Below are 21,178 nucleotides of genomic sequence, written 5' to 3'. Positions count from 1 at the left end.
TTGCTCCTCTTTTTTATTCTGTCGCACCAGCCGGATCGGTCTGAAGCGGGGACTCCCTGCGCCTCCATGTCCTGACGCCGAGGGCGCCGGAGAGGACGAGGCAGGCATAGGCAAAGACGTCCCCGATGCGGGTGTAGGTGCTCTCCCCCGTCCCCAGGCGGACGCTTCCCGAGAGGGTCGCTTCCTGGAAGAGGTCTGTCACACCGCGGATGTGCCCCTTGCTGTCGATGATACAGGAGATGCCGGTGTTCGCGGCGCGCACCAGCGGCACCCGGTTCTCCACCGCGCGAAAGACGGTCATGCTCAGGTGCTGGTACGGCGCGCTCGACTTCCCGAACCAGGCGTCGTTGGTGATGTTCACCAGCATGTGGGCTCCCGCCGCGACATAGGCGCGGGAGACCTCCGGGAAGATCCCCTCGAAGCAGACGAGCACCCCCACCTTCCCCCCCCCCGTCTGCAGCGGCACCGCCTTTTCGCCAGCTGTGAAGTCCCCGATCCCCACCACCATCTTGCTCACGAAGGGGAGGAGCTGGGCCAGCGGCACGTACTCCCCGAAGGGGACGAGGTGCATCTTGTCGCTGCGCCCCACGACCTCACCCTCCCGGGAGATCAGGAAGGCGCTGTTCAGGTAGCGGACCCGTTCGCCGTCCCCTTCATAGGCGGGGCTGCCGACCAGGAGGGCGCTCTGCAGCTGCGTCGCCAGCGCCCGAACTCTCCCGGCGTAGGCGAGGTCGCTCTGGAAAAAGAAGGGGAGCGCGCTCTCCGGCCACACCACCAGCGTCCCCGGGAGATGGTAGCCGTTGCGGGAAAGTCTCTCGTAGGTGGCAACCGTCGTCTCCTGGAACGCCGGGTTCCACTTCACGTCCTGCGGAATATTCCCCTGCACCAGGAGGACCCTCTGCGGGTTCCCCCCTTCGGCGCGATTGAGCGCGCTGATGCCGTAGGCGAGCGTCCCCCCGAGAAGGACGATCAGCACCACGATCCCGCGCACCGGGTAGCGCTCCTTCGCGGCGAAGAAGCGCCACACCTGGTACAGGACCACGTTCGCGAAGGCGAGCAGAAAGCTCACGCCGTACACCCCCGCAAGATCGCTGATCTGGATCAGCGGCAGGGTGCGGTACTGCGAGTAGCCGAGGCTCGCCCAGGGGAAGCCGGTGAGGAGGTAGGAGCGGATGAGCTCACCCGCGACCCACAGCACCGGAAAGGAGAGGAGGGGGGAGACCCCCCTGACTTCCCACTTGCGCGTCAGGAAAAGGACCGTTGCCGGGTAGAGGGCGAGGTAGCAGCAAAGGACGAGGTAGAGGACGACGCTCACGGCGGCGGGGAGCTTGCCGTAGGTGACCATTACGATGTTCAGCCAGTAGAGGATTCCCGCGTAGGCGACCACGCCCCCGGCAAACCCGAGGCGGAAGGCTCCTCCCGGAGAGGCGCCGCGCGCCGCCACAAAGAGGGGGACGAATGCGCACCACGCCAGGAGCGAAAGACCGGGGCTCGGGAAGGAGAGCGCCAGGGCAAGCCCGCTTCCCGCCGCGAGGAGATACCCCCGCGACGCCGGGAAAGATGGGAAACGCAGCTGGCTCACGCGGACTCCGTCTCCTCACCGGCCTCCGGGCGCTTCTCGATGCGCACCTTGGCGATGCGGCGGTCGTCCGCCTCCAGCACGGTGAGGGTCAGCACGCCGCATTGCACGACCTCGCCGACGTCCGGAATGCGCCCGGTAAGGTGAAAGATGAGCCCACCCACCGTCTCGAATTTCTCCCGCTCCACCGTGACGTCGAAGTGCTCCTCCAGTTCCTCTATGGGGAGGCGCCCGTCGACGACGGCCGCGCTCTCCGACTCCTGGACGAGGCGCTCCTCCTCCAGGTCGTACTCGTCCTGGATGTCCCCCACGATCTGCTCCAGGAGATCCTCGATGGTCACGAGGCCGGAGGTGCCGCCGTACTCGTCGATGACGACGGCGAGGTGCACCCGCTTTTTCTTGAAGTCGTGCAGGAGCTCCTCCAGGTTTTTCGTCTCCGGGACGAAGAAGGGGGAGCGCATGATCTTTCTGAGCTCGAGCGTGGAATCCCCCCAGTAGCGCAGGAGGTCCTTCGCATAGAGGATCCCGACGACGTTGTCCACCGTCCCCTGGTACACCGGGAGGCGCGAGTGGCCGCAGGCGTTTATCGCCTCTATCGCCTCGCCGATCCCCGCCTCCACCGAGACGCAGGCCATCTCGGTGCGCGAAAGCATGATCTCCCGCACGACGGTGTCGCCGAGGGTGAGGATGGAGCGGATCATGGCGTTCTCCTCCTCGTTGAGGACCCCCTCCTCTTCACCGGCGTCGATCATCTCCTGAAACTCGGCCTCCGTGAAGCGCCTCTTCCCGGAGAGAAACCTCCCCAGCGCCTCGATGAGCCCTTGCCCCTTTTTACCTGTCTCCTCTTCCAACCTTTTCTCCTGACGAGATCTCCGGTCCGCCCCCCTTTCAGGCGGTCGGCCGGTGTCTCCGACTGCGAATTGTTCTTCCGGTTACTCCACCGCGCGGAAAAGAAAGATCACCGCGAGGGTGAGGGTCGTCCCGGTGGCCGCCCCGAACACCACCTCCCGAAGGGTGTGGATGTTCAGAAGGAGGCGGGAATGGCTCACCATCACCGCGAGCGTGATGCTCAGAAGGGATATCAGCGGGTCCTCGGTGTTCAGGGAGACGGCGGTCGCGATGGAAAAGGCGACCGCGGCGTGCCCGCTCGGCACCCCCCCTCTCAGCGGCTCCCCCTTCCCGGTGACCGCCTTCATGATGATCACCGCGATCAGCACGAGGATTACCGCCACGAGCGTGGCGATGTCGGAGCTCGGTCCTAGCATGACGAGAAACCTCTTGTAGATCGGAAAGATGTACCGCGAAAGTATCAGGTACCCTGTCACCGCCGTCCCGAAAGAGGCGACGAGGACCGCTCCGGCCGCCACATCCTTGGCGATCTTCGCCATCGGGTGGTACTCCGGCGAGATCATGTCCACCGCCACCTCCACCGCCGTGTTCAGCAGCTCGGCAAAGAGGACGAAGGAGACGGAGAGGGCAAGGAGTGTGAACTCGGCGACGCTGACCTTCAGGAAAAGGGCGGCCAGGAGCACCACCAGCGCGGTCAGGAAGTGCTTGCGCATGTGCTTCTGCGTCCGCGCGGCGTAGAGGATCCCCTCGATGGCGCAATTCACCGAGTCTATGAAGCGGGTCGGCTTCACCGTCCCCTCTCCTGTGCCGCCAGCGGACTAGACAAGCCCTTCCTCCTTCAGTATCCCGAAGATGCGGGCCTCCGCCTCCTCCATCCTGGCGGCCTCCGCCTCGCCGCTTCGCTCATGGTCGTAGCCGGTGATGTGCAGGATGCCGTGCAAAAGGAGAAAGGCGACGCGCCCAAAGAAGCTCTCGTCGGCCTCCTCCGCCTCGCGGGCGGCGGTGTCGACGCAGATGATCACGTCCCCGAGCACGTCCGGGTTCACGGCGCCGAACTCACCTTCCTGCATGGCAAAGGAGATCACGTTGGTGGTCTTGTCCCGGCCGAGGTACTCGCGGTTCAGGATGCGGATCCCCCGGTCCCCGGTGAGGGTCACGGAGAGCTCCGCGTCAGGACATCCCAAGGCGCTTAATATCCTCTGTGCCACCTTTCGCAACTGGCTCGACGGCACCGGCCTCCGCCTTTGCCGGTTCGCTATCGTGATCCTCTGCGGGCTTCTTGGCAACTGACTTCTCCTTGTAGGCAGGCTCCGGATAGTCGATCCGGTGGTGGTAGATCCCGGCAAGTATCTGGTTGAAACTCTTCGCGATCTCGTGCAGGTTCTTCAGCGTCAGCTCGCACTCGTCGAGCTGGCCGTCGATGAAGATGTTGTTGATGATCTTTTGCACCATCCCCTGGATGCGCGCCGGCGTCGGGTCGGTGAGGGTGCGGGAGGCGGCCTCCACGCAGTCGGCGAGAAGCACGAGCCCCGCCTCGCGGGTCTGCGGCTTCGGCCCGGGGTAGCGGAAGTCACGCTCCTCCACCGAGCTCGGCGCCCCCGGGTGTTCCAGCCCCTTCGCCTTCTTGTAGAAGTAGGAGATGAGGGAGGTGCCGTGCGACTGCCGGATGATGTCGATGATGGGGAGGCCGAGCCTGTTTTCCCGGGCGAGCTCCACCCCTTCCTTCACATGGGAGATGAGGATGAGGGCGCTCATGCTCGGGGAGAGCTTGTCGTGCTTGTTGTCGCCGGCGCGAATGTTCTCGATGAAGTACAGCGGCTTTTTCAGCTTCCCAACATCGTGGTAATAGGCGGCGACGCGGGCCAGAAGCGGGTTCGCGTTGATCGCCTCGGCCCCCGCCTCCACGAGGCTTCCCACCAGCATGGAGTGGTGGTACGTCCCCGGAGCGCGCACCATGAGCTCGCGCAGGAGCGGCGAGTTGAGGTTCGAGAGCTCGAGGAGCTTCACGTCGGTGGTGTACTGGAAGACCGTCTCCACGAGCGGCACCATCCCGGAGACGTAAAGGGCATTCAGGATGCCGCCGGCGAAGGCGAAGACGACGCAGTACACCGCCTGCATGGAGATGGGGGTCTCGCCGTAGATGTTGAAGCAGAGCGCCACCGCCACGTTCACCACGCTCACCTTCAGCCCCGCGGTGTAGATCGTGCCGCGCTCCTTGCACTGGCGCACGCCGTGGGCCCCGACGATCCCCCCAAGAAGCGCGTACACGACGACCTGCACGCTGCCGTTGAACATGATCCCGATGAGAGGGGCGGTCACCGCGCAGTAGACGAGCGCGACCTCCGAGTTGATGATGATGCGCACGAGGATGACACTCGCGGCGAAAGGGAAGAGGTAGAAATATCCCGCGGTCTCCACCGCAGGGAAGAGCCCGCCGAGGACCGTGGAGACGGCGAAGGCGAACTTCAGCGCCGCAAAGTTCGCCATGCTGAGGACCGCCAGAAAGAGGAGGTCCTTGTTGGAGGGGTTGAATTTCCTGATATTTTTCCGCGCGAAGCGGTACGGGAGGTAACTCAGGACGAGGACGAGCCCGAAGATGCCGATCCAGGTCACCAGCGGCGAATATGAGCGGGAGGTGAATATCTTTTCCAGCTTCAGCGCCTGCTCCGAGGAGATCCGCTCCCCTACCCTGACGATCATCTCGCCGCGCTGCATCTTGAAAAGGACCGGGCGCACCGCATCGCGCGCCTCAACCTTCTTTTCGTCGGTGCGGTCACGGTCCAGCGTCAGGCTCGGGGTGATCATCCGCACCACGACCCCCTTCAGGATCTCCAGCTCCCGCGGATTGGCTCCGGCGTTCAGGAGCCGTGCCCTGGAGAGCTCCTTTCTCGCCTCGGCAACCCCGATGACGGAGGAGTAGTCCCCTCCGGCGAGTTCCTGCCTGCTTCCGGCGCTCATGACGAGGATGCCGTGGGTGCGGTCCTTCGCGAAGTCCTCGCTGTCCGCCACGATGCGCTGCCGGTAGAGGGGCGCGAGGTTCTGGCTCACCGCCGAGAGGAAGGCGCGCTGCTCCTTCACCCGGGCCAAGGAGAGGAATTCACGGTCGCGCAGTTCCACCCCGAGGGTCTTCGAGACGACGTCGCGCCCCGCCCCCCCCTGCACCTGCGCAAACGCCTTCTCGAGGCGGCGCGGCACCTCCAGCGCGGCGTTGGCGTCGAGGGTGTACACGTAGGGAGCCGCACCCTCCGCCTCGGCACGCTTCTTCTCGGTGAGGAGCATGTCCTCGATGAGGTAGTCTTGCGTCGCACGGATATCGGAGGTGGCAATGTCCCCTTCCCGGTAGCTCACTGCCATGAAATGCGGGCTGGGAATGATGAGGAGGGCGAGGAATGCGGCGGTGAAGAAGAGAAGCAGGACGCGGGTCCGTTTCTGGTTCCTCTCAGCGGAGAGACCTGCCGCCATCGAATCGAGACAGGTGCCGCATACCCTCAGAAGCGGGCTCTTTTGTTTTTTTTGTTTATCGCCGCTTTCGGTGGGCATTAGAGTATATGGTTTCCCCTGGATTTAACCAGTAGCTGGGAGATTGGGCAAACAAGAGCAGAATATAGTCCTTTTCGGGAAGAACTGTCAACGGAAACCAATGACAATGCCGGGGTGCGCCCCGTCACGGGACCTGCGCCCGTGGCGTTACTCGTTAAGGAAACCTTACCGATAAAGCTTTCATTTGGCAAAAAATGTGCTATATATCCTCAGTTTCCTACACGGGCACGCGCTGCCCGTTAACTATTCATATCCAAGGAGGGGAAGAATGAGCCAGATAACCGACGTGTACGCGAGGGAAATCCTTGATTCCAGAGGCAACCCGACCCTGGAAGTGGAAGTGTTTCTTGATTCCGGCGTCATGGGGAGGGCGGCCGTCCCCTCCGGAGCTTCCACGGGAGAGCGCGAAGCGTTAGAACTGCGTGACGGCGACAAGGGGCGCTACCTCGGCAAAGGTGTGCAGCAGGCCGTCAACAACGTGAACGACATCATCTCCGACGAGATCAGCGGGATGGACGCCACCGACCAAGCGGGGATCGACGCCCGGATGCTGGCACTGGACGGAACGGAATTCAAGAGCAAGCTCGGCGCGAACGCCATCCTCGGCGTATCCCTTGCCGTGGCGAAGGCTGCCGCTGAAGAAGTCGGCGTCCCCCTGTACCAGTACCTCGGCGGCGTGAACGCGAAGGAGCTGCCGCTGCCGATGATGAACATCATAAATGGCGGCGCCCACGCCGACAACAACGTGGACATCCAGGAGTTCATGATCATGCCCGCCGGCGCCGAAAGCTTCAAGGAGGCGCTGAGGATGGGTGCTGAGATCTTCCACGCCCTTAAAGCGGTACTCAAAGGTAAGGGGTACAACACCGCGGTCGGCGACGAAGGTGGCTTCGCACCGAACCTGAAATCGAACGAGGAAGCGCTCGAGGTCATCGTGGAGGCGATCTCCAGGGCGGGGTACAAGCCGGGGGAGGACGTACTCCTCGCGCTCGACGTCGCCTCCTCCGAGCTGTACAAGGACGGCGCGTACATCCTCGAGAACGAGCCACAGCCGAGAAAGACCGCGGACGAGCTCATCGACTTCTACGAGAACCTGGTGAACAAGTACCCGATCGTCTCCATCGAGGACGGCATGGCGGAGAATGACTGGGAAGGGTGGAAGAAGCTCACCGACCGCCTCGGCAAGAGGGTCCAGCTGGTGGGGGACGACCTCTTCGTCACCAACCCGAAGATCCTGAAGGAAGGGATCGAGAAAGGGATCGCCAACTCCATCCTCATCAAGTTCAACCAGGTCGGCACCCTCACCGAGACCCTCGACGCCATCGAGATGGCGAAGCGCGCCGGATACACCACCGTCATCTCGCACCGCTCCGGGGAGACCGAGGACACCACCCTCGCCGACCTCGCAGTTGCCGTCAACTCCGGGCAGATCAAGACCGGCTCCCTGTGCCGCACCGACCGCGTCTGCAAATACAACCAGCTGCTGCGCATCGAAGACGAGCTGGACGAGGTCGCAGTCTTCAGAGGGAAAGACGTTTTCTACAACCTGAAGAAGTAGCTTTTCCATCGCGGGAGCCCCGTTCACCGGGGGCTCCCGCACATCATAGCACCCCCTCCCCCGCTGCACCGCTTTCCCCGTCCCCCCTTTTTGGCTTCTTCATCCGCAGCTCCATTTTCTAATCATCAGCATCATTAATTCACCTTAAGAATCTTCCGGCTCTGCCGATATCTGTACTATCGGCAATTCGTCAACGCTCTGCGGGAGGATCGTCACATGAAAAAGGCGAGTATAGGTTTCAGGCTGGCTGCAGGATTCGGAGGGATGGTACTGCTCCTGGCGGTCATGGCGCTGGTATGTCTCTCGGCGCTGGCGACGGTGCAGAAGTCGGGGAGCACCGCGGTCAGGGCGAGCGCACTCAGGGTCGCGGCCGCAAGCGACGCCATGGCGCAGCTGCAAAACGTACTGAGGAGCGTGGATGCCGCCGTGAAGGCGCCGGACCACCTGGCGCAGCTGCGCGAACGGGAAAAGGTACAGGGGGCGCGGGCGAAGTACCGCGAGGCGCTGAAGGCGCTGGAGAGCGGGGAGAAGCGGCCGAAGGGGATCGAGCTCCTGCAGAAGATGCGCACCGCGCTGCACCCTGCGGCAGCAGCGAACGACAGGGCGGTGCAACTCGCCGGGGCAGGAAAGGGGGAGGAGGCCCTGCAACTCCTCCAGGATGAGGGAGCCCGCCGCAACGCCGCGGTCGCCAAGGCGTTCGAGGAGATGTCCGCGTACCAGAAAGAGCAGGCCGAGCTCTCCTTCCGCCAGTCTGAGGATTCGTACGCCAACGCCAGGAATGCCGTACTCGCCGTTGTAGTTATCGCGATAGTTGTCGCATGCGCCGTCGGCGCCCTCATAACCAGGAGCATAACCGCGCCGATCGCGGAGATGGTGCGCGTCTTCAAGGAGATGAGCTCCGGCGAGGGGGACCTGACCCGCTCGATCACAATGTCACGGCAGGACGAACTGGGAGAGGCGATCTCCGCCTTCAACACCTTCCTGGAGACCTTGCACGGCACCATCACCCGGGTGTCGCAGACGACTCGGGAGGTCGCCAACGCCGCAAGCACCCTTTACTCCACCTCCGAGCAGATGGCGACCGGCATAGAGGTCGTTGCCGGGCAAACAGGTACTGTCGCCACGGCCGGCGAGGAGATGGCAACCACCGCCGCCGAGATCGCACAGAACTGCCAGATGGCGGCCGAAGGGGCGCAGCAGGCGAACGAAGCGGCGCAGAGGGGGTCATTTGTCATGGACAAGACTGTGGAGGTAATGGGGCGGATTGCGGCGACGGTGCGCGAAACTGCGCAGACCGTCGAGAGTCTCGGCGCCCGCAGCGACCAGATCGGCACGATAATCGGGACGATCGAGGACATCGCGGACCAGACGAACCTCCTCGCCCTCAACGCCGCGATCGAGGCGGCCCGCGCCGGGGAGCAGGGGCGCGGCTTTGCGGTGGTAGCGGACGAGGTGCGGGCTCTTGCCGAGCGGACCACGAAGGCGACGCGGGAGATCGGGGAGATGATCAAGGCGATCCAGACGGAGACGAAGGGCGCCGTGGCAGCTATGGAGCAGGGGGTGCAGCAGGTGGAGGAAGGAACGAACGAAGCGGCCAAATCAGGAGCGGCGATCCAGGAAATACTGGAGCAGGTCGGCTCGGTGAGCACCCAGGTGAGCCAGATCGCCACTGCCGCGGAGCAGCAGACCACCACCAGCACCGAGATCTCCACCAACGTGCACCAGATCACCGACGGGGTGCAGCAGACGGCGCAGGGCGCGCAGGAATCGGCACTCGCGGCAAACCAGCTCTCCCGCCTGAGCGAAGAGCTGCAGCAGCTGGTGGGGCAGTTCAAGGTCTGAGGCGGATCGATTGGCGACTCAGAAAGGCGCGCCCGGAAGGGACGCGCCTTTTTTTGTGGCCACCGGAAAAGAACCAGACCACTCGTTCCCAAGCTCCAGCTTGGGAACGCGCTTGCCCGGGAGGCTCCGCCTCCCCACCCTGCTTCATGTAACCGCTGACGCGGAGGCAAAGCTGGAGCTTGGCACACAAGTGCGTTCCCAAGGTGGACCTTGGGAACGAGGTAGGAGTGACTTCCCCCCCGCACCGCCGCGGCCAGCACAAACCTCCGTGTATTGCCCCCCTTTTCCCACTATACTTGAAGAGGAATGTGAACGTTCCCGCCAAGGGAGGACATAAGACTATGGCATGCACCAGCGAGAAGGAGCTCGTCCACCAGCTCGCTGTCGAGCCGACGGTAAAGTGCGGCATCTGCGGCGCCAAGGCGAAGGACCCCGGGCGTGTCTGCGACATCGTCCTGCTCCCCGACATAGACTATCTGGGCGACGGCGGCGATGTAAAGCTGTAGCCGGCGCTTCCACTCCCGCGCCCCTTCCCTCCCCTTTTCGCGGAGGAGGGAAAGGGACGGCACTCGTCGAAACATACCTTGCGCCCCCTCTTTCATGAGAGTATACTCCCTGCCATGCTTACCTATCAGATCGAGACGAAAGACCATTTCCGCAGGGCCGACTCCTTTCTGCGCAACCTGCTGCCGAAGGCTCCCCACTCCTACCTCAAGAAGCTCCTCACCGCCGGGCACCTGAAGATCAACGGCGCACCGGCTGACGCGGCATATACCGTGCGCTCAGGCGACGTGGTGACGCTGAAGGAGAGCGCGAAGACCGCTGCCTTCCTGGCCACACGGACCCCGCCCTTGGAAATCCTCTTCGAGGACACCTGGATCGTCTCCTTCAACAAGGCTCCGGGGCTCTCGGTGCACCGCACGGAGGACTCCAGCGAGCCGAACCTCGTGGAGGCGGGCGAACGGTTTCTGGCCGAGCGGGACGGTGCACCCGGAAAGCTTAGGCCGGTAAACCGTCTCGACAAGGGGACTTCGGGCGCCATCATCATGGCCAAGAACGCAGTCGCAGCAGGGATGTTCGGCAGGATGGTGAAGGAAGAGGGTCTGGGGAAACTCTATCTCGCCCTCGTGGAAGGGAGTGTGAAGGAGGAGGACGTCATCGACGCCCCGCTGGACGGAAAGGAGTCGCAGACCCGTTATCTGCGTCTGCTGCAGGGGGAAGATGTGGCTCTTCTGGCGGTCTACCCCGTGACAGGGAGGATGCACCAGATACGGCAGCACTTCAAGCTCGTGAAGCACCCGATTCTCGGGGACAAGCGCTACGGCGGGAGGGCCCTCTCCGGCTTCACCGGGCACGCCCTCCATTCCCTGAAGACCACCCTCACCCACCCCGCGACAACGGAAGGGCTGGAAATACTGGCACCGCTTCCGGCGGCACTGGTGACGCTCTGTTGCGAGCTTCTCCCGGCAGACCCGGCGCACCTTATGGAGGCGCTGGAGAGGGTCGCGCCGCGCGCTACCACCCCTCCCTCCCGATAAGAGGGACAAAGCGCACCGCGCAAAGCTCCTCCCGCAAAAACCTCGTCTCCGTCTCGCGGCGCACCCGCACCAGCGTCTGGTAATGCTGGGCGTCCCCCACCGGGATCACCAGCCTCCCGTTCAGCGCGAGCTGGCGCATCAGCGACTCCGGCACCTCAGGGGCGCCCGCCGTCACCACGACCGCGTCGTACGGCGCAGCCTCCGGCCATCCGAGGGTGCCATCACCCTCGTGCACGATCACGTTGTCGAAGTGATGTTCGCGCAGCCGCACCGCCGCCTGCTGCGCCAGAAAGCCGATCCGCTCCACCGTGTGGACCTCCCCCACAACCCGGCTGAGGATCGCGGCGGCGTACCCGGAGCCGGTCCCTATCTCCAGCACACGGTCGCTCGGGGAAAGCTCCAGCGCCTCGGTCATGAAAGCCACGATGTACGGCTGCGAGATCGTCTGCCCCTCCTGTATGGGGAGCGGGGAGTCCTCGTAGGCGAAGGCCTCCATCCCCTCGGCGACAAACGCCTCCCTCGGCACTTCCCGCATCGCCCGCAGCACCGCCTCGTCCCTGATGCCGCGCGCCACCAGATGCTGCACTATCATCAGTTCCTTCTTGGCCGACAGATCCCTTTTCTGGAACATCTCCTTATCCCCCCATAAACACTATATAATTTTACCATCGTCACCGTAAAATCTCCCCCTCCAAGAAATGTTGATTTTTTCCTGCGGAGGGTCTAGCATGAAGTTATGGATGAGTTGCTCCTTTAAAACCGAATGAAAACAGTATCAAGGAGCCCTTTCGAAATTATTGACGATTCCAAAACGGAAGCATACAATAAAATCAAAAGAAGCTCTTTGAAACGAAAGCTCTGGAATGCGCGTAAGTACTAAACCGAGGAACCTGTCGATACTCTTGCAAAGAAGTACGGGTGCAGACGTGGTGAGCAAACGTTCAAAAGAACGGAGCCTGAAGCGTTTTCCCGAACCATGCTTTACAAAAGGACAGTGGGCTCTTACAGTGCTACGACATCCCGGAGCGTTAACTTGGCGTTCAGGGATATAGTTGAAAGCTTATAGTCTCATCCGCCAGGCGTATCCACCGCTTGAAAAAGGGGGTGCGAAAAGACCGGATTGAGTAATCGCCCGGATCTCCCACTCGCATCTACCGACGGATAAGAAAAAAGCATCCCATTCGAACGCCAACCCCCGGAAAAGGTCCGACGAAGTACTGTCGGGCCTTTTTCTTTTTGTGCTCCACCCGGAGGGGACGAGTCCCCGTCGTTGACGGGAGCTCCTCTCTGGAGAAGAGGGTCTCCGGCACCGGCATCGGTGCTATACTTGTAATATGCATAGGAAAAATTCACCGGAGGTGTCCCATGGCACGAACCGTCAACCACGAAAAGAACAAGTTCAAGTCTGTGCTTCGTGAAGGTGTGGAGGAAAAAGGAAGGCGGGCTGCTCGCAGCACCGACGTGTATGTACCGAAGGAAGGACTGAGCGACGGCACCTCATGCAGAGAGTGCGGCATGACGTACAAAAGCAAACGGTGGACCCTGGAGAAGGTTGAGACGAGCGGCGTAAAGATCCTTTGCCCGGCTTGCAAGAGGATGCACGACCACACACCTGCCGGCGTAGTGCACCTTTCCGGCTCCTATCTGCAGGATCACAAGGAAGAAATCATGAACACCCTGCGCCACACGGAGGCGACCTCGCGCACCAAGAATCCTCTCGGCAGAATCATGGATATAACGGAGGATGCCGAGGGTATCACCGTGACCACGACCGAGGAAAAGCTCGCCCAGAAGCTCGGGCGTGAAGTGTACAAATCCCAGAGCGGCGAGTTGCACTACAAGTGGAACCGCGACAACAACCTGGTACGCGTGGAGTGGATGCGCTAGTCTGCACCATTCGGCAGCGAAGCGTGGCGCAGCAAAAAGCCCCCCCGGTTTCCCGGGAGGGCTTTATTAGTTTTGCAGCAACTTCTCTCAGCGGAGCGGCTTGAATAGATACTCAAGGCCGTTCACCTTTATCTCGTACACGCATTGCAGCATCTCGCCGAGTTCCCCTTGCGGGAACCCCTCCTGCCTGAACCACACAAGATACGGCTCCGGCAGGTCGATGAGGAGCGATCCGGAGTACCGTCCGAACGGCATGCGGGTCCGGGCCAGCTTCAGCAGGTTTTTTCGGTCCGGAAAGATCTCCTGCATCCCCTACCCCTTCTTCAGCTTCGCCTTCAGGATGTCGCCGAGAGTCCCCATACCTTTCGGGGCCTGGGCGGCACCGGCGCGGTACGCCTCCAGCGTGTCCGCCTGCTCCTGCTCTGCCCGGCTGATCGATGCGAGGGAAAGGGAGATCCGCTTCTGCTCCTGGTCCACCCCTTCGATCTTCACCTCCACTTCCTGCCCTTCGCTCAAGACCTCTTTCGGGTGGGTGATGCGCTTCCCTCCCCCGAGCTTGGAGATGTGGATGAGACCGTCGATCCCCTCACCGAGCGTCACGAATGCGCCGAAGGGGGTCAGGCGGGCGACGCGCCCGTTGCGGTACGAACCGACCTGGAAGGTGGTGGCAGCCTGCTCCCACGGATCTGCCAGGGTCTCCTTCAGGGAGAAGGAGATCCTCTGTTTCTCCCAGTCGATCGACTTCACCACGACCTCGATTTCCTGCCCCACGGAGAGGACCTCGCTTACGTCCCCGACACGGGACCAGGAGACCTCGGAGATCGGCAGGAGTCCTTCGACGGCACCGATGGAGACGAAGGCGCCGAAGTCGCGCAGGGAGGTGACGGTACCTTTCACCCTGTCCCCCGCCTTCAGTGTCTCTTTCAGCGCCTCGCGCTGCTGGCGCTGCTCCTCTTCGAGGAGGGCGCGGTGCGACACGAGGATGTTGCGGCCGTTCTCGCTGTACTCCGTGATGCGGAAGGGAAGGTGCTTCCCGATGAGCTCGGCGCTGTTTTCCACCCTCTTCAGCCCGACCTGCGAGAAGGGGCAGAAGGCGCGGCTGGACCCTAAGCGCACCTCGAAGCCACCCTTTACTTCCTTCTCGATGACGCCCTCCACGGGGATCCCGACGGCGTATGCTTCCTGGAGCTGGGAGTTGCCCGCGGACTTCCCGCCGAGCTTCGTGGTGAAGCGCATCTCGTTTTTGCGGGACGACACGAACCAGGCGTTGATCTTGTCGCCGACATTGACGGTGACGTTCCCGTCCGGGTCGGTGAGTTCCTTGATGTCGAGGACACCCTCACCTTTCCTGCCGGTGTCGAGGAAGATCCATTCCCTGGTGATCTTCAGGACAGTCGCCTCCACCTGGCTCCCCGGCTCGAGACGCCCCATATCTTTCTGGCTGCGCTCGAAAAGATCTGCAAAACTCTCTTCGCCGTTTTCCAACTCTTCCGAATGATCGTGATCGTGATCCATTGCGTTACCTCTTTACATAGTAGATTCGGGCAATCAACGGAGCATACAGGTGACCCCGTCCCCTTGTCAACAGCGCTTTCGCCGCAAAAGGAGACGCGGGAAAAGGGACCTCTTCCCAGGCTGAAGCCCGGCACGCCCTCCTTTTCCTTAAAGAACGGTGAGGAATAAGCCGATAAAAGTAGTATCGCACAAACGACTAAACGATTCCCGCAACAAAGGAGGAGAGCATGGGGGTTCTTGTCTGCTACGACGACTTCACCTATGACGTGATAAACGACTACCACCTCGACTACCTGATCGACAACGGATGCATCCAGGGCTTCGACCGGTCCGGCGACTGGTGCAAGCTGGAGCACGACTCGCAGGAGGCCCCGCCGCCGCGGCAAAGGAAGAAGATCCTGCAGCGAAAGAGTACCCCCCGCAAAAGGTGAAGAAGGCGCGCTTCCTCCCGTAGCGCCCCCTCCATACCATGAGCCTCCGGACCCCGGGGGCCTCCCCCCCCCATCCCGCCTCCGATACCCCCTTTGGAGCAGGGGATTCTATGATACCATGTAGCGGTGGAACTCCACTTTTCAGCACCATAGCAGCAGGGGGAAGTAATGAATCTTCCAGCGGCATTGAAGAGGATCTCGGAAACGGTATGGGAGCTTCCGGTCTCCCACAAGGAAGGGATGCAGGTACCGGCGCGCATCTTTGCCACCGAAAAGCTCCTTAAGGAAATGGACGCGGGGGTGTTCGACCAGGTCAGCAATGTCGCCTCCCTCCCCGGCATCGTGAGATACGCCTACTGCATGCCGGACGGACACTGGGGGTACGGCTTTCCGATCGGCGGGATGGCCGCGATGGACCCGCACCGCGGCGTCATCTCCCCCGGCGGAATAGGCTTCGACATAAATTGCGGGATGCGGCTCGTCCTCACCAATCTCACCTTCGACGAGGTGCAGCCCCGCCTGCGCCAGCTCGTCGACCGCCTCTTCGCGAGAATCCCCACCGGGGTCGGCTGCCACGGTTTCGTGCGGCTCAAGCAGGGTGATTTCCGCGCCGTCATGGAGCAGGGGTCGCGCTGGTGCCTGGAGCACGGCTTTGCCACCGCAGAGGACCTGGAGATGACCGAGGAAGGCGGGTGCTTCTCCGGCGCCCGCGCCGCCGACGTGAGCGACAAGGCGGTGGAGCGCGGCTACAACCAGCTCGGCACCCTCGGAAGCGGCAACCACTACTGCGAGATCCAGGTCGTGAAGCCGGAGAACGTCTTCCACCAGGGGCTCGCGGAGTCCTTCGGGCTGAACATCCCGAACCAGGTCGTCATCATGTTTCACTGCGGATCCAGGGGGTTCGGGCACCAGGTGGCCACCGACTACCTGAAGGTCTTTCTCTCCGTCATGGAGCGCAAGTACGGGATCCGCATCGTCGATCGCGAGCTCGCCTGCGCGCCGTTCAACTCTCCCGAGGGGCAGGCGTACTTCAGTGCCATGAAGTGCGCGGTGAACATGGCCTTTGCCAACAGGCAAGTTATCCTGCACCGGATCAGGGAGGTCTTCTCAGAGCTCTTCCACCGCGACCCCTTCGACCTGGGGATGCGCATGATCTACGACGTGGCCCACAACACCGCGAAACTCGAGCGGCACATGGTGGACGGAAAGCAGAAGGAGCTCCTGGTGCACCGGAAAGGATCGACGCGCGCCTTCGGGCCTGGGAGCGCGGGGATCCCCGAGTGCTACCGGGAGACGGGGCAGCCGGTCATCATCGGGGGGAGCATGGAGACGGGCTCCTACCTCCTCGCCGGGATGGAGAGCGGCGCAGATGCCTTCTTCACCACCGCCCACGGCAGCGGCCGCACCATGAGCAGGCACCAGGCGAAGAAGAACTACCGCGGCGACAAGTTGCAGCGGGAGATGGAGGCCCGCGGCATCTACGTTCGCACTGATTCATTCGGTGGACTCGCCGAGGAGGCGGGCGCCGCCTACAAGAACATCGACGAGGTGGTGGAAACGACGGAGCTTGCGGGGCTCAGCAGGCGCGTCGCGCGGCTCGTGCCGATCGGCAACATCAAGGGGTAGCGGAAAGTGAAGGGGGCGACGTGCCCCCTTCTTCATTGATACGACAGGAGTGAACCATGTCCTTCAAATACCTGGGAGACATAGCCGTTGCCGATATCGCCTTCGAGGCGACCGGCGCCACCATCGAGGAGCTCTTCTCCAGCGCCGCGCAGGCGACGATGCAGGTCATGGTGGGGGAGCTCGGCTCCATCCGGGAGGCGGAGACGATGCAGGTCGAAATGGAGCAGCAAAGCGCGGAGATGCTCCTCTTCGACTTCCTGAACGAGCTCCTTTTCTACAAGGATGCCCGCAGGCTCCTCCTGCTTCCCTCGGAGATCAAGATAAGCCAGAGCGGAGACCACCTTCTGATGCGGGGGGAACTGCGGGGGGAGACACTCGACGGGGAACGGCACAGGATGGAAACGGACGTGAAGGCCGTGACGCTGCACCGATTTTCGGTGACGCAGACGCCGGAGGGGTGGAAGGCGACGGTCGTTCTGGACGTATAGGTCGGGCTAGCGAAGGGAAAAGCGGGGCTCGGCTATGTGCTCATCGCGGCAGACCGGGCAGCGCCCCGGTCCTTTCAGGCGGTCCCTCTTGCTGAAGACGAAGCCGCACTTCATGCACGAAGCGGGAGAGACGACGAGGGAATTGCGGAAGGCGAGCCGGACGTGCTCCAGATGGGTGAGCACTTCCGACTCCCTGATCCCGAGCCGCTGGGAAATCTCCCGCGCGCTCTGCGGCTCATCCTCCCTCAGCAGGGAGACCATCTCCCGGCGCAGCGTCTCCCCCCGCCCCGCGGGGACAAAGGGGAGAGCGCCCCTTCTCTTCATCTTTCACACTCCATTGGCTACCCGGCATCAGCCGGTTACCACCAGATTGTTGACCACGCCGTTCACCGCAAAGACATACCAGGCATCCGCCTCGGCGACGTCGCGCCCGCGCTCCAAGGCAACCGTCCCGTCGAGGGTCACTATCGCGTTGCGGCAGCTGATCCGGATCTGCGATGCATTGACGAAGGGGTCCTTCTCAAGAACCAGGAGCACCGCATCGACTATCTCGTCGTCGCTGTCCGACATCGGGGGATAAATCTCCAGCCCGTTCACCACGTCGCGGCTTCCGGGAACCCACCAGGCGAGCACCCCCGCGAGACGCTTGTGGGAGATGCTCTGGACCTTTCCGTTCAGCACCAGCACACCCTGGTTTACCTCGACCTCGAAGAAGTACTCCCCCTTCGTGACCCGCACCGGTTCCCACTCCCCCTTCACCATCGCCTTCACGGAGTACTCGTCGAAAGCGGGCTCCTCCAGGAGCGCATCGCAGATGTGGGTCCGGATCTCCCCGTCCTCCATGTGCTCCGCCGGCTCCACCCGCACCCGGTCCACGACGCCGGAAGCCCCCGGAGAGGCGGCAGCGACCTCCAGTGCCACCTTCTTCGCGGCGATCCCCTCCACCTCGCCGGCAATGGTGACGACACCGTCGCGGCAGGCGACTTCCATAGGATAGCTGTGCAGGTTTACCTGCGGGGAGCGCTCCAGCGCCGCGTAGACTGCTTCAACGATCTCTTGGTCTGTTGGCATCTTCTCGCCTCCTGATTTATGTGGAAAAGCGGTAGTATCTACTTTAGAATCAGGTCTGACCGGCTCAGGAACGGGCGTCTCTTTTGTCTGCGTAAGATTGTATCATGGAGATATCCCATGTCGAACCGGTAGCTCCACTCATAGAACCGGCTTTTTGTTGGCTAAACAAAGTCATAGACGAGCCATATACTCTCTTGCCCGTGATAAGGCATACGCGTATACTTTAGCGGCGCATCAGGTACACTGTCGTACTCAAAGAGGCTCGCAATGTGCAGGAAAATATTCATTGCCGCTACAGGCCAACACTGTGGAAAGACGACCATCAGCCTCTGTCTGATGCACCTGGCCAGGAAAAAGTATGCCCGGGTCGGGTTTCTCAAGCCCATAGGTCCCAAGCTCTCAGTCATTGACGGCGTGACAGTCGACAAGGATGCAGCTCTCATTGCCGAGATCTACGGGCTGAAACAGGATCTGCGGCACATGTCTCCCGTGGTTTTGAACAGAACCTATACGAGGGATTTTCTTGACGGGAAGATCGGGCAGGCGATGCCTTTTGAGAGTATCAAGGCGGCGTGCGCCGAGCTCGAGAAGAAAAACGACTTCCTGGTGATAGAGGGATCCGGGCACGGCGGAGTAGGAAGCGTCATCGGGATGAACAACGCGCAGATCGCCAGGGCGCTGGACGCCCCCGTGATCCTGGTGACGAATGGCGGGATCGGCTGCGTCGTCGACGCAGTGCAGCTGAACGCCGCACTCTTTGCGCAGGAAGGGGCGGATGTGAAGCTTGTTCTGGTGAACAAGCTCCTGCCGGAGAAAAGGGAGTCGGCGCTCGGCTACCTGCAGAAGGCCTTTCACGGAAAGCCACACCAGATCGCCGGCGCTCTCGCATACTCCTCGATCCTTGCGAACCCCACCCTTCTGGATCTCGCGAACCTCCTCGGGCGCCCGTTGCACGGCGACCAGGGGGGGAGGAGCCGCATCGTGCACAACATCCAGCTCGGTGCCGCCTCCTCGCAGCGCGTCATCGACACCCTGCGCGACTCCACCGTCCTCATCTCCACCAGCTCTCGCGACGAGCTGATCGTCACCACCTCAGCCCTGTACAATATCCCCGCCTATCGCAGAAAGCTGATCGGGCTCGTGATTCCCGGCTATACCAATATCTCCACCATCAGCCAGAAGATACTGGACGACTCCAACATCCCGTACATACGCGTGGAGATGACTTCCGCCGAAGTCTTTTCCGCCCTGTCGGAACATGTCTCCAAGCTCACAGCGGATGACCAGGAGAAGATCAACCTGATCCAGAGCACAGCGGAGCAGTCGATCGATTTTGAAGTCATCGATGCGATGACGAGACCGTAGCAGACTTTCGGCGACTTCCGTGTCGAGCCACCCTTGTTGAGAGAAACCTTATAATTCAAGACCTGCCCCCGGGGTCCCGGGGTCAGGTCTTGTATTTTGGCGTCTTCGAGGGAGGCGCCTGTTACGGCTGGGCATCCGCCTCGTCCAGAAGGACGTCGTACATCCCCTGCGGCGTGGACGGCACGACCACCACCCTCGACTTCAGCGCCGTCTCCAGTTCCTCGACGGGGACGTCATCCAGGAATACCCCTTCCCCTTCCTTCAGCATCACGTCAGGCACGAGAACCATTTCCCCCAGCTCCCGCCCCTCAAGGGAGGCGATGATGTCCTTCCCGCTTACGAGCCCGGTGACCGTGACGGCGCCGCCAAAGAGGAGATTCTTCACCGCCACCAGGTCGATCGTCACCCCCGTCTTTTCCGAGAGTTTCTCCAGGAAGTCGGCGAGATAACGGTATGGCGATTCGCCGGTCACCACCGTCACACGCATCGCGCGCAGAGGTTCCGCATCCTCCAGCACCTCTTCGGCCTCGTCCAGAAAGAGCGGGATCATCCCCACTCCGTTCTCGATCTGCGGCAGGTCACCGTACTCCTCCAGCGGCGGGAAGGGGAGCTCCCCCTTCACGTAAAATTCGTCTGCCAGAAAAAGGAACGGCTCTCCCAGCTGCTGCGCGAGTTCCCTACTCTTCCCCCCCCACTCCGCCACAAAAGCGGCGGCATACTCCTTCGTCACAGGGGTCAACCTTGGAAGCCTCTGGCGGTGTGCTGTCAGCCCCACCGGCACCACCGCGAGGGAAGCGACCATCGGGTGCAGCCTCGCCATGTCGGCCACCGTTTTCGCGAAGGCCTCTCCGTCGTTCACACCGGGACAGAGCACGACCTGCGTGTGCATGACTATGCGCGCTGCGGCGAGCTCCTCCATTACCTCGAGAATAGGGGTGATCCCCTTTTTGCCCAGAAGCTCCTCCCGCAGTCCCGGGTTGGTGGCGTGCACCGAGACGTAGAGAGGGGAGAGGCGCTGCTCCTTTATCCTTTCGAGATCTGAGCGGTCTATGTTGGCGAGCGTCACGTAGTTGCCGTACAGGAAGGAGAGCCGGTAATCTTCATCCTTCACGTAAAGGGGCGCCCGCAGCCCCTTCGGAAGCTGGTGCACGAAGCAAAAGACGCACTTGTTGCCGCAACGGGCCGGCTGAGGAGCGCGAAAGATCAGGCCGAGAGGCTCCCCCTCTTCCCGCTCGATCTCGAGCTCCCACTCTTCGCCGTCTTCCTTCTCCACGAGAAGCGTGAGCTCGTCGTCACCGCTGAAAAAGTTGTAATCGATGATGTCGCGCAGTTCGTGCCCGTTTACGGCAAGAAGGCGGTCGCCCGGCTCGATCTCCAGCTCCTCGGCTATACTTCCCGGCATCACGCCATCGATAATAAGTCCGGGCATCACGGCCTCCTTCTTGTGACGACGGGTACGCAGCAGGACAGCAGGCTGACGCTCACTGGTCCAGACGCTGAAACCGAACGACTCTGAAGAAACGGATGCAGAAAACGGGAGATAAAAAGGGAAAAGCCGGCTGCGAAGCCGGCTATAGGGAGGAACAATTCCTTGGGTATCATGGCTACTCTTGTTACTTTTGCGGTCCGGAACCCTTTCGGCCCCGAATCGATACTCGCAGCGACTACTGGTGCAGGCGGAAGGACCCGTCAGCCGAAGTTATGCTGCAGATTGCGTGCTTGTAGATGAGTATGTCACCCTGCACTTCCATCAACACGGAGAAGTTGTCAAAGGACTTGATATGCCCTTCCAGCTTTTCGCCGGACATAAGCTGCACCAAAACCTTGACCCGCTCCTTACGGGACTGGTTAAGATACTGATCCTGAATGTTAAAAGGCGTCTTCGGCAT

Annotated in this window: 21 protein-coding genes; 9 read left to right on the top strand and 12 right to left on the bottom strand. The window is 61.9% G+C overall.

Annotated features, from left to right (window positions below; translation table 11 throughout):
* Positions 1 to 13: 13 nt before the first annotated feature.
* From lnt to LPW11_RS14310, 5 genes are all read right to left on the bottom strand, one after another.
* On the bottom strand, positions 14 to 1,582 hold the full coding sequence (lnt, locus tag LPW11_RS14330; RefSeq protein ID WP_230994554.1) for an apolipoprotein N-acyltransferase: 1,569 nt from the start codon (positions 1,580 to 1,582) through the stop codon (positions 14 to 16).
* Positions 1,579 to 2,430, bottom strand: coding sequence for a hemolysin family protein (locus tag LPW11_RS14325; protein ID WP_230994553.1), 852 nt, complete (start codon positions 2,428 to 2,430; stop codon positions 1,579 to 1,581). The genes lnt and LPW11_RS14325 overlap by 4 nt, the downstream gene beginning before the upstream one ends.
* Before the next feature lie 81 nt (positions 2,431 to 2,511).
* On the bottom strand, positions 2,512 to 3,219 hold the full coding sequence (locus LPW11_RS14320) for a diacylglycerol kinase (RefSeq protein WP_230994552.1): 708 nt from the start codon (positions 3,217 to 3,219) through the stop codon (positions 2,512 to 2,514).
* Between the two features lie 27 nt (positions 3,220 to 3,246).
* Positions 3,247 to 3,612: an rRNA maturation RNase YbeY gene (gene ybeY / locus LPW11_RS14315; protein ID WP_230994551.1), complete on the bottom strand. Its 366-nt coding sequence runs from the start codon at positions 3,610 to 3,612 to the stop codon at positions 3,247 to 3,249.
* Positions 3,599 to 5,968 carry an HD family phosphohydrolase gene (locus tag LPW11_RS14310; RefSeq protein ID WP_230994550.1) on the bottom strand — a complete coding sequence of 790 codons (2,370 nt, stop codon included), beginning with the start codon at positions 5,966 to 5,968 and terminating at the stop codon, positions 3,599 to 3,601. Before LPW11_RS14310 ends, ybeY begins: the two co-directional genes overlap by 14 nt.
* Before the next feature lie 268 nt (positions 5,969 to 6,236).
* Here LPW11_RS14310 and eno point away from each other — a divergent pair, with 268 nt between their 5' ends.
* The 4 genes from eno to LPW11_RS14290 all read left to right on the top strand — a co-directional run bounded on the left by eno (position 6,237) and on the right by LPW11_RS14290 (position 10,906).
* Positions 6,237 to 7,526 carry a phosphopyruvate hydratase gene (gene eno / locus LPW11_RS14305; protein WP_230994549.1) on the top strand — a complete coding sequence of 430 codons (1,290 nt, stop codon included), beginning with the start codon at positions 6,237 to 6,239 and terminating at the stop codon, positions 7,524 to 7,526.
* Positions 7,527 to 7,742: 216 nt separating this feature from the next.
* Entirely contained in the window at positions 7,743 to 9,368 is a 1,626-nt protein-coding gene (locus tag LPW11_RS14300) for a methyl-accepting chemotaxis protein (protein WP_230994548.1), read from the top strand.
* 341 nt (positions 9,369 to 9,709) lie between these two features.
* Entirely contained in the window at positions 9,710 to 9,874 is a 165-nt protein-coding gene (locus tag LPW11_RS14295) for a hypothetical protein (RefSeq protein WP_230994547.1), read from the top strand.
* Between the two features lie 114 nt (positions 9,875 to 9,988).
* Positions 9,989 to 10,906 (top strand): pseudouridine synthase, encoded by a 918-nt coding sequence (locus LPW11_RS14290; RefSeq protein WP_230994546.1) that lies wholly within the window; start codon positions 9,989 to 9,991, stop codon positions 10,904 to 10,906.
* On the opposite strand, the gene LPW11_RS14285 is transcribed toward LPW11_RS14290, so the two are convergent.
* Positions 10,884 to 11,537, bottom strand: a complete 654-nt coding sequence (locus tag LPW11_RS14285) for a protein-L-isoaspartate(D-aspartate) O-methyltransferase (RefSeq protein WP_230994545.1) — start codon at positions 11,535 to 11,537, stop codon at positions 10,884 to 10,886. The two genes, LPW11_RS14290 and LPW11_RS14285, sit on opposite strands and share 23 nt — an antisense overlap.
* A 734-nt stretch (positions 11,538 to 12,271) precedes the next feature.
* On the opposite strand from LPW11_RS14285, the gene LPW11_RS14280 reads away from it, so the two are divergent.
* Positions 12,272 to 12,793 carry a BCAM0308 family protein gene (locus tag LPW11_RS14280; RefSeq protein ID WP_230994544.1) on the top strand — a complete coding sequence of 174 codons (522 nt, stop codon included), beginning with the start codon at positions 12,272 to 12,274 and terminating at the stop codon, positions 12,791 to 12,793.
* Between the two features lie 87 nt (positions 12,794 to 12,880).
* Here the strand turns inward: LPW11_RS14280 and LPW11_RS14275 are convergent, their stop codons facing one another.
* Both LPW11_RS14275 and rpsA read right to left on the bottom strand, forming a co-directional pair.
* Positions 12,881 to 13,102 (bottom strand): DUF3820 family protein, encoded by a 222-nt coding sequence (locus LPW11_RS14275; protein ID WP_230994543.1) that lies wholly within the window; start codon positions 13,100 to 13,102, stop codon positions 12,881 to 12,883.
* Positions 13,103 to 13,105: 3 nt separating this feature from the next.
* On the bottom strand, positions 13,106 to 14,308 hold the full coding sequence (gene rpsA / locus LPW11_RS14270) for a 30S ribosomal protein S1 (RefSeq protein WP_230994542.1): 1,203 nt from the start codon (positions 14,306 to 14,308) through the stop codon (positions 13,106 to 13,108).
* 227 nt (positions 14,309 to 14,535) lie between these two features.
* Here rpsA and LPW11_RS14265 point away from each other — a divergent pair, with 227 nt between their 5' ends.
* From LPW11_RS14265 to LPW11_RS14255, 3 genes are all read left to right on the top strand, one after another.
* The gene (locus LPW11_RS14265; protein WP_230994541.1) at positions 14,536 to 14,739 is read left to right on the top strand and encodes a GSU3473 family protein; all 204 of its coding nucleotides are present in this window, start codon (positions 14,536 to 14,538) and stop codon (positions 14,737 to 14,739) included.
* A gap of 168 nt (positions 14,740 to 14,907) precedes the next feature.
* Positions 14,908 to 16,365, top strand: coding sequence for an RtcB family protein (locus LPW11_RS14260; RefSeq protein WP_230994540.1), 1,458 nt, complete (start codon positions 14,908 to 14,910; stop codon positions 16,363 to 16,365).
* 56 nt (positions 16,366 to 16,421) lie between these two features.
* Positions 16,422 to 16,853, top strand: a complete 432-nt coding sequence (locus tag LPW11_RS14255) for an archease (protein ID WP_230994539.1) — start codon at positions 16,422 to 16,424, stop codon at positions 16,851 to 16,853.
* A gap of 6 nt (positions 16,854 to 16,859) precedes the next feature.
* On the opposite strand, the gene LPW11_RS14250 is transcribed toward LPW11_RS14255, so the two are convergent.
* Positions 16,860 to 17,177 (bottom strand): ArsR family transcriptional regulator, encoded by a 318-nt coding sequence (locus LPW11_RS14250; protein ID WP_230994538.1) that lies wholly within the window; start codon positions 17,175 to 17,177, stop codon positions 16,860 to 16,862.
* Positions 17,178 to 17,204: 27 nt separating this feature from the next.
* Positions 17,205 to 17,924 carry a BON domain-containing protein gene (locus LPW11_RS14245; protein ID WP_230994537.1) on the bottom strand — a complete coding sequence of 240 codons (720 nt, stop codon included), beginning with the start codon at positions 17,922 to 17,924 and terminating at the stop codon, positions 17,205 to 17,207.
* Positions 17,925 to 18,191: 267 nt separating this feature from the next.
* Here LPW11_RS14245 and LPW11_RS14240 point away from each other — a divergent pair, with 267 nt between their 5' ends.
* Positions 18,192 to 19,289, top strand: coding sequence for an AAA family ATPase (locus tag LPW11_RS14240; protein ID WP_230994536.1), 1,098 nt, complete (start codon positions 18,192 to 18,194; stop codon positions 19,287 to 19,289).
* A 121-nt stretch (positions 19,290 to 19,410) separates the two neighbouring features.
* Here LPW11_RS14240 and LPW11_RS14235 read toward each other — a convergent pair whose 3' ends face one another.
* Positions 19,411 to 20,877 (bottom strand): DUF512 domain-containing protein, encoded by a 1,467-nt coding sequence (locus LPW11_RS14235; RefSeq protein ID WP_269145420.1) that lies wholly within the window; start codon positions 20,875 to 20,877, stop codon positions 19,411 to 19,413.
* A gap of 76 nt (positions 20,878 to 20,953) precedes the next feature.
* Positions 20,954 to 21,178: an RNA chaperone Hfq gene (gene hfq / locus LPW11_RS14230; protein WP_230994535.1), complete on the bottom strand. Its 225-nt coding sequence runs from the start codon at positions 21,176 to 21,178 to the stop codon at positions 20,954 to 20,956.

It is taken from the genome of Geomonas sp. RF6 (assembly GCF_021044625.1).
Lineage (GTDB): Bacteria > Desulfobacterota > Desulfuromonadia > Geobacterales > Geobacteraceae > RF6.
This window is presented reverse-complemented; position numbering and strand designations above follow the sequence as displayed.